The following is a 7,357-nucleotide window of genomic DNA, read 5'->3' as shown; positions in this document are numbered from 1 at the left end:
CGATCGGCGGTCGTGCTGCACGCCGTGATCACCTGGACCAAAGCTTTGTCAGACACGCCCTAGTCGTCGCCGGCGTGCTCTGGGGAACCGGTGGCCTGTCCGGCTCGCTTCTCTCCCAGCAGGCCGATCTGCACCCGCTGGCCGTCGCCACCTACCGCCTGCTCGTCGGCGGCGCCGCGAGCGCGGCCTATGTCGCCCTCACCGGCGGATTCCGTCTTCCCGCCAAGCAAACCTGGCGCCGGCTCCTTCTCATCGGCGCCCTCTTCGCGCTCTTCCAGGCCAGCTACTTCGCCGCCGTCGCCCTCAGTTCGGTCAGCATCGCGACCATGACCACGATCGGTGCCGCACCCGTTGTGCTCACGGCGTTTTCCGCCGTGTGCCACCGACGCGCTCCCCAGCTGTGGACGCTGGTTTCCGTCGGCGGCGCAGTCGCGGGGCTGGTGCTGTTGCGCTGGTCGCCGGAAACCGCGACGTCACCTGCCCGGCTGGTCGGCGGCCTGGGCTTCGCGCTGCTCGCGGCGACCGGGTTCGCCGTGCTCACGCTCGTCACGGCGGAACCGGTCGACGGCCTGGAACCGTTGGCTACCACGGCTTTCGGCTGTCTGATCGGCGGTTCGCTGCTGACCCCCGCCGCGCTGTGGCTCGGCATGGGCCTGCCCGCCCGTGCCGACGTGCTGCTGCTGGCGGTGTACTTCGGCGTAGTCCCCACAGCCGTCGCGTACGCCGCGTACTTTCGCGGCCTCGGCGGTGCACACCCGGTGCTGGGCGCGCTGTCCGCGCTGTTGGAACCGCTTACCGGGACCGTGCTGTCGGTGGCTTTCCTGCATGAGCGGCTGAGCGCGTTCGCATGGGCGGGCGCGGTGTTGCTCGTCGCGGCGCTCGCGGTCGGTTACTGGCGGCCGGAGCCCCGATGAGGGCGTCCGCGCCGCACCGAAGGCGCATCATTCACGGAATACCCGCATTCTTCGACAGTTCGCCACGAACGGGTGACTGACCCGGCTACCGTGCCGTTCACGATCACCAAAAACCGAATAGTCCGGACATCGACGCTGGCTGCGGGGACGGTTTTGCTCGCCCTCCTCGCGGCCTGCGGCGGTGGCTCGGCCGCGGGCCCCGCTGCCGCGGATGCTCCCTCCTCCGCCGCGAAACCCCCGATCACCGACCCCGCGGTGCAGGCGGCGGCCCTGCGCACGGTCGATCCGTGCGCGCTCCTGGACAGCAAGACCCTCGGCGGCCTCGGGACCCCGGACCAGTCGAGCCTTTCCTCTTCCGAATGGGGCGAGTGCGGCGTCGACGTCAAGGACGCCGGCGGCAGGAAAATCGAGCTGGTGCTGCGCGTCGGCGACCAGCTGATCATGTCGAAGGACCCGGTCGGGAAGCTCGAAGGCCTTCCGCTGGTCGTCGACGGCGACAAGCCCGGGTCGTGCTGGGTCAGGTCGTGACGTCGTTCGAGCAGTCGCTGGGCATCACCTTCCAGACCAAGGCCCCGGGCGGCGACGCCTGCGCGCCCGGCCGCACGGCGCTGACCAAGGTCGTACAGGCCCTGCACGCCTCGCCGCCGCAGTACAAGCCGGTCCCCGGCTCGGTGCTGACCACCGACCCGTGCACGGTGGCCAGCAAGCAGGCCGTCGAAGCCGCGTTGGGGCAGAAGTCCTTCGTAGAGCCCAAGAGCTTGCACGAATGCGACTTCTGGTCCGGCGACAGCACCCGCTATCCGCAGGTGTCGGTGCACCTGTACCAAGGCCTGCCCGCAGATGCCGAGGACGGCCAGCCCGCTGACCTCGGCGGTGGCGTCACGGCCATTCTGAAGAAGGACGAGGACAGCAGCGTGGTCGGCTGCGACGCGACCTGGCGCAAGATCGAGACTCCGAAGGAGGACGAGGCTCAGGGGTACGGCGAACTCGTCTCCGTGCAGTTCAGCGGAGAGCCTGCCAGCGGCCTCGACACGGCGACCGCCTGCACGAAGGCGGTCGCCGTGGCCAAGACGGTGGTCCCGTCGCTGGGCCATGCCTGACAGTTTCGCGATTGCGGCAGGCGAGCGCGCCGCGTGCCCGGTCCGGGTGCGCGGTGCCCTAGGCCGGGCGCTGTGGCGGGTCGAGCGGCAGCGACCGCCCCAGGATCGCGAACGGCCGCGGATCGCCGGTGAACTGGTAATCGCGCAGAACGTCGACGAACCCCATGCGCCGGTACAGCTTCCAGGCCCGGCTCGTCCCCTCGGGCGTGGACAGCAGGACGTTCGCGCTGGGGACCCCGTCGAGCAGCCGGCGCAGCAAGTCCTCGCCGATCTGCTTGCCCTGGTTCTCCGGCCGCACGTGGATTTCGGTGAGCTCGAAGTAGTCCGCCAGCCAGCGCTCGGCTTCCTCCGTCCCGGCGCGGCGGGTGAGGCCGTGCCGGACCTGCTCGTGCCACCACTGCCCGGCGCGGCCCTTGTAGCCGTAGGCGATGCCGAGCAGGACGCCGTTGTCGTCGAGTGCGGCCATGCAGCGCCAGCCTTCGCGCAACGCGTGGGTCAGCCACATCGGCGCGCGCTGCTCGGCCGTGCCCTCGGGGTAGCGCATGGCGTTCACGTAGATCGCCAGCGCTTCCGGCAGCCGGGACCGGAATTCGTCGGCGGAGAACTGCACGTAGCGGGAGCACCCGGAAGAGGACATCGCGGTCACAGTCGACCATCCTCCCCTTCGCCCGCGAGATCGCCCGGGGTGCCCCCGGTGAGCGTGACGAGCGCGTCGAACGTCGTCGGGAAGACCGATTTCGGATGCCCCGCCGCGGCCCACACCTCGGAGTATCCGCGCAACGCCGTGTCCACGAGCGTCACGAGCCTCTCCGGATGCCCGACCGGCGCGACGCCCCCGATCGGCTGCCCGGTGTGCTCGCGGACGAACGCCGCGTCCGCCTTCCCGACCTCCGCGACCCCGGCGAGTTCCGCCAGCCGGGACTCCTTGGCCCGATGCGCCCCGGAGGTGAGAGCGAGCAGCGCGACCTCGGCCCCGGCCTGCGTGCGGGCACGGAAAACCAGGCTGTTCGCGATCGCGCCGACCGGTACGCCGAGCGCCTCCGCGGCCTGCGCGGCAGTGCGCACTTCGGCGGGCAGCACCCGCACTCCGGCAGCGGCGGCGTGCTGCCCGGCCTCGCCCAGCGCGGCGGTGACCTTGGCGACAGCGGGATGGTCGTGGGTGCTCACCCGGTTATGAGACCACGCCAGTGCGGCCGTGTCGCGCACCACGTGCCCGGATTCCGCCGGCGGGGTTGAGCGGACTCGCCGGCGCGGCTACTCTGGAAACAGATCGAACAGACGTTCGATACCGGTGGGAGCGCGCCGGCCGGTCCCGGGGTGGGGGAAGCACCTCGGGACCCGGCCGGGCCCACCCGAGCAGGAGGAGGGTCGCCATGTCCGTCTCGGTCGGGTCCCCCGCGGACCGTGCCGAAGAGGCACGCCAAGACCGGCCTGGCGCGGTAGGCGAACAGCTGACGTTCGGCGCGCCGGTGGACCGGCCGGGCGCTGTTGTTCTGCAGGACAGTGCCGCTCAACCGGCGGTTTCGGGGGCTGGCGCTTCGGGCTCGTCGTCTGCTTCCGCTCAGCCTGATTTGTGGTCGGAGAGCGGTTCCGCGGAGTCGGCTTTTTCGGTGGCGGGATCTGTTCGGTCCGCTGATTCTGAGACTGGCTCGGGCTTGTTGCCTGCGTCGGGAGCCCGCTCTGCGGCGTCGGCTGCGTTGATGGCCGGTTCTGTTCCGTCCGCCGCTCCGGAAGCTGGTCCGGTCCAGTTGCCCGCGCCGGGAGATAACTCCGCGGTGTTGTCTGCGTTGGTGGCCGGTTGTGCTCAGCCTGCCGCTCCGGGGACCGGTCGGGGCTTGTTGCCCGCGTCGGGAGACGACGCGGTGGCGTCGGCTGGGTCGGTGGTTGGTTCTGCTCGATCCGAGGCTTCGAAAGCCGGTCGGGGCCTGTCTGCGCCGGGAGATGACTCCGCGGCGTTGTCGAATTCGGCGGTCGGCACCGGTCAGCCTGCTCTCCCAGCGGCGGAGTCCGGGCCGTCGCGTGCAGCCTCTCTGTCCCCGGTCGGCTCCGCCGAACCTGCTGCTCCGATGGCGGATTCCGCCCTGCCCGCACCGGCAACCGGTTCTGAGGCGGGCCCTGCCCAGCTTGCTCCAGAGTCTGGACCAGGTTCGTCGCCAAAGCCCGGAAGCGGGCCCGCGGAGTCCGCCGACTCAGCCCGGTCCGCCGCCTCGCGCACCGGCTCGTGGCCCGCACCGGAAACCAACTCCGTGGCGTCGTCGGTTTCCCCGGCCAGCTCCACCCGGTCGGCCGCTCCGGCGACCACCCCCGCGCTGCCCTTCGCGTCGGAGAACCGCACCGGTCCGGCTCCTCAGCCCGAACGCGCTCGAGCCCCCAGGCCCACCGTGCACCACGTTCCCGAAACCGCCCAGCCCAGCTCGCCGTCGCCGAGGCAGGTCGTTCACCGCACGCGGGCCGCGGTCCGGCCCTCCGCCGAACCGCCTGTCCGCCGCTCCGGTGCGAAGGGCCAGCCGCAGCTTCCGCTGTCCCTGCGTCCGCCTGCCCCGCCGGAGGCGGTCGCCCTTCTGGCCCAGGCGCATCGCGGCCTCGACCACGCGGAAAACGAGCGAGACCCAGCCGAGCGCTTCATCGGCGCCTACCTGGCCGCCCTTCGCGGTGCGGGCGCGGTGCTCGCCGTCCGGGGCCGTCCGCGCCGGGGGCGGGGCCGGCCGGCCAGCGGCTGGGTGCTGCTCGACGCCGTCGCCCCGGAACTGCGCGAGTGGTCAGCGTTCTTCGCCGACCACTCCGAAACCCGGGCCGCCGCCGAAGCCGGCATCAGCGGCCGGGTCACCGCCGAGCTGGCCGAGGGGCTGCTGCGGGCGACCGCTCAGTTCCTCGAACTGGTCCGCCGAGTCGTGCACGGCCTGCCGATGTCCGGGGAAGCTCATGTCGCGTGAACTCGGCACGGTCGACCATGGCCGGTTGCTCGAAGCGTTCTCCGTGGAGGCACAGCTTCTGGGGGAGGTGGCGCACTCGGCGTCGCCCGATTCGCCGGTGCCCACCGCCCCCGGCTGGACGTTGCACGACCTGCTCAAGCACGTCGGTTCCGTGTACTGGCAAGTGGTCGGCTGGATCCGCGAGGGCCGCCGCCCCGAGCTGTGGCGCGAACCCCTGCCCGGTCAGCCGGTAGCCGACTTCTACGCCGCCGCCCGCACCGAACTCGAAGTCGAACTGGCCGGCCACGACCCGGCCACCCGAGCCGCCACGTGGTGGTCCGCCGATCCGACGCACGGTTTCTGGCGCCGCCGCATGCTCCACGAAACGCTCGTGCACCGGGTGGACGCCGAAAACGCGGCCGGAATCGGAGACTCGACGGTCCCGGACGACCTGGCCGCCGACGGCGTCGACGAGGCCCTCACCCTCTACTTCGGACACAAGCTCACCACCATGGGCATCTCAGGAACCCGGCACGGCACAGTCGGTTTCCACACCGGCGGCCACAGCTGGATCGCGCGAGCGGGCCCCGGCGAAACAGAGGCCTGGCGCTGCTCTCCCCGGGAAGCCGATGCCGCCGACGCGATCGTTTCCGGTCCGCCCGCGAACGTGTACCTCTGGCTGTGGGGAAGAGTCCCGGTGACCATGGTCCACACCGACGGCGACCACGAGCTGTCCGCCCAAGCATGGGCCCTGCTGCGATTGGCCACCAGGTAGCAGTCGAGAACCGAAAGTGGGGAAGCTTCTCGGTTTCCGTCCCTGTTTCCAGGCCACCGCGGCGATCAGGCTGTGCCGGCAAGCGTGATACCCCCGCGCTTGCCGGCACAGTTGTTCCCGGCGATCCGCCGTTTTTGTCGGTCCTCGCCGCTACTGTGCCGGCATGGCATCCCGTCTGGCTCACCTGGTCATCGCCGCCGAACAACCGGCACGCTTGGCGCGCTTCTGGGCCGACCTCCTGGGCTGGCGGCTCACCGCGGAATCCCCGGCCGACGCCACCGTCGAGCCGTCCTCCGGCGACGGCTGCGACCTCACCCTGGTCTTCGCTTCGACCTCCCGTCCGAAAACCAGCAAAAACCGCCTGCACCTGGACCTCTCCAGCACCTCCGGCGCGAATCAGCGCGAAACGGTCTCCCGAGCCGTTTCCCTGGGTGCCCGTCCGATCGACATCGGCCAGCAGAACGTCCCGTGGATCGTTCTGGCCGACCCGGAAGACAACGAATTCTGCGTACTCGAACCCCGCGAGGAATACGCCAATTCCGGGGCCCTCGCGGCGATCGTCGTCGACGCACAGGACCCCGCGCGCCTGGCCCGCTTCTGGTCCCCGCTCACCGCGTGGCCGATCACCGCCGACGAACCCGCCATCACCACCCTGAGCAACCCAACCGGCCGTGGCCCCACCCTCGAATTCCTCCGCGCGCACACCCCCAAATACGGCGAAAACCGCCTCCGCTTAGCCGTCCGCGCCGAAAGCAGCCGCATTCCCCAGGCCGACCGCACGGATCCGGAAGACAACGAATTCCGCCTCCTGCCCCCGCTCTGACCACACCACTGTTTCCCGCAGATCACGCCTTTCCAGCCACCCTCTGACACACCCGAAACACCACAGAACGCCCTTGGTTACGTACGTCGGCGACGGTAAGTCCATGAACCTGCCGACCACACCCCGCAACGTCGCCGCAAACCAGTCAGCGCACCTCCCGCCCGCTCGTCCGGAGCCGAACTCGCGGCGCTCCCGCGAAAACCAGTCATCGACCCGCGAGTGGCGAGTACGCGTACGCTCCGACGACTACCCCGGCACCCTGGCCCGTTTCGCCATCCGGCTGGCCGACCTCGAATGCCGCATCCTCGGCCTGACCAGACACCCAGCCCCCGGCGGCGTCCTGGACGAATTCGTGCTGCGCCCAGCAGCCGGCTTGCCCCAGCATCTGCTGATCGACGCCTTCCGCGACGAAGGCGGCGATTGCCTGGGACTGACCGAAACGATCGTCCCCCACCTCCGCTCCACCGTCTCCGCCGAAACGCTGACCACGGAAGCCGCCGCCCGAGAACTCCTAGCTCTCATCACGGAAACACCTGCAGGTGCCTCGTCCGCACCCGATGTCCCAGCTGCCTCTGGAGACGACGGATCCCCGGCGGCAACTTCGCTTCCTCTCGCAGGGGAGCCGTGCGTAGGAGCCGATCTTCGGGGATTGCCTGCCGCGGAGTATCCGCTCAGTGCTGATCCCCGGACAGCTGCCGGGGAACACCACGGCCCGAGCGCCACCGCAGGCCTCGCCACCGGGGAGCCGCGCGGCGAAGCGGATACGCGCGAATCACGTGCGCCGGCAACAACTCCCAGGACTGCTGTGCAAGAGACGGCGGTCGAAACCACTG

Annotated in this window: 9 protein-coding genes; 6 read left to right on the top strand and 3 right to left on the bottom strand. The window is 70.6% G+C overall.

Annotation, left to right across the window (positions count from 1 at the left end; all coding sequences use genetic code 11):
• The first annotated feature begins 2 nt into the window (after window positions 1–2).
• The 3 genes from L942_RS22370 to L942_RS44965 all read left to right on the top strand — a co-directional run bounded on the left by L942_RS22370 (window position 3) and on the right by L942_RS44965 (window position 2,014).
• Window positions 3–914 (top strand): DMT family transporter, encoded by a 912-nt coding sequence (locus tag L942_RS22370; RefSeq protein WP_235079317.1) that lies wholly within the window; start codon window positions 3–5, stop codon window positions 912–914.
• A 72-nt stretch (window positions 915–986) separates the two neighbouring features.
• A complete protein-coding gene (locus L942_RS44970; protein ID WP_200862888.1) occupies window positions 987–1,442 on the top strand; it encodes a hypothetical protein in 456 nt (151 codons plus the stop codon).
• Window positions 1,439–2,014, top strand: coding sequence for a hypothetical protein (locus tag L942_RS44965; protein WP_200862887.1), 576 nt, complete (start codon window positions 1,439–1,441; stop codon window positions 2,012–2,014). The genes L942_RS44970 and L942_RS44965 overlap by 4 nt, the downstream gene beginning before the upstream one ends.
• 58 nt (window positions 2,015–2,072) lie before the next feature.
• Here L942_RS44965 and L942_RS22360 read toward each other — a convergent pair whose 3' ends face one another.
• Window positions 2,073–2,660 (bottom strand): GNAT family N-acetyltransferase, encoded by a 588-nt coding sequence (locus L942_RS22360; protein ID WP_037363710.1) that lies wholly within the window; start codon window positions 2,658–2,660, stop codon window positions 2,073–2,075.
• Window positions 2,657–3,181, bottom strand: a complete 525-nt coding sequence (locus L942_RS22355; protein ID WP_037363730.1) for a YbaK/EbsC family protein — start codon at window positions 3,179–3,181, stop codon at window positions 2,657–2,659. The genes L942_RS22360 and L942_RS22355 overlap by 4 nt, the downstream gene beginning before the upstream one ends.
• A gap of 1,214 nt (window positions 3,182–4,395) precedes the next feature.
• Between L942_RS22355 and L942_RS22350 the strand changes: the two genes are divergently transcribed.
• From L942_RS22350 to L942_RS43850, 3 genes are all read left to right on the top strand, one after another.
• Window positions 4,396–4,947, top strand: coding sequence for an SAV_6107 family HEPN domain-containing protein (locus L942_RS22350; protein WP_037363727.1), 552 nt, complete (start codon window positions 4,396–4,398; stop codon window positions 4,945–4,947).
• A complete protein-coding gene (locus L942_RS22345; RefSeq protein ID WP_037363708.1) occupies window positions 4,937–5,701 on the top strand; it encodes a maleylpyruvate isomerase family mycothiol-dependent enzyme in 765 nt (254 codons plus the stop codon). The genes L942_RS22350 and L942_RS22345 overlap by 11 nt, the downstream gene beginning before the upstream one ends.
• Window positions 5,702–5,864: 163 nt before the next feature.
• The gene (locus tag L942_RS43850; protein WP_158684506.1) at window positions 5,865–6,524 is read left to right on the top strand and encodes a VOC family protein; all 660 of its coding nucleotides are present in this window, start codon (window positions 5,865–5,867) and stop codon (window positions 6,522–6,524) included.
• A gap of 205 nt (window positions 6,525–6,729) precedes the next feature.
• Here L942_RS43850 and L942_RS46350 read toward each other — a convergent pair whose 3' ends face one another.
• A complete protein-coding gene (locus tag L942_RS46350; protein WP_037363704.1) occupies window positions 6,730–6,978 on the bottom strand; it encodes a hypothetical protein in 249 nt (82 codons plus the stop codon).
• Window positions 6,979–7,357 lie beyond the last annotated feature (379 nt).

Origin of the sequence: Amycolatopsis orientalis DSM 43388, assembly GCF_000411975.1 — a bacterium.
GTDB classification, from domain to species: Bacteria; Actinomycetota; Actinomycetes; order Mycobacteriales; family Pseudonocardiaceae; genus Amycolatopsis; species Amycolatopsis orientalis_D.
The sequence above is the reverse complement of the archived record's forward strand: the minus strand, read 5'-3'. Positions and strand labels throughout refer to the sequence as shown.

Coding starts and splice junctions, on each gene's coding strand:
- L942_RS22345 (WP_037363708.1), top strand. CDS start 4,937: ATGTCGCGTGAACTCGGCACGGTCGACCATGGCCGGTTGCTCGAAGCG.
- L942_RS43850 (WP_158684506.1), top strand. CDS start 5,865: ATGGCATCCCGTCTGGCTCACCTGGTCATCGCCGCCGAACAACCGGCA.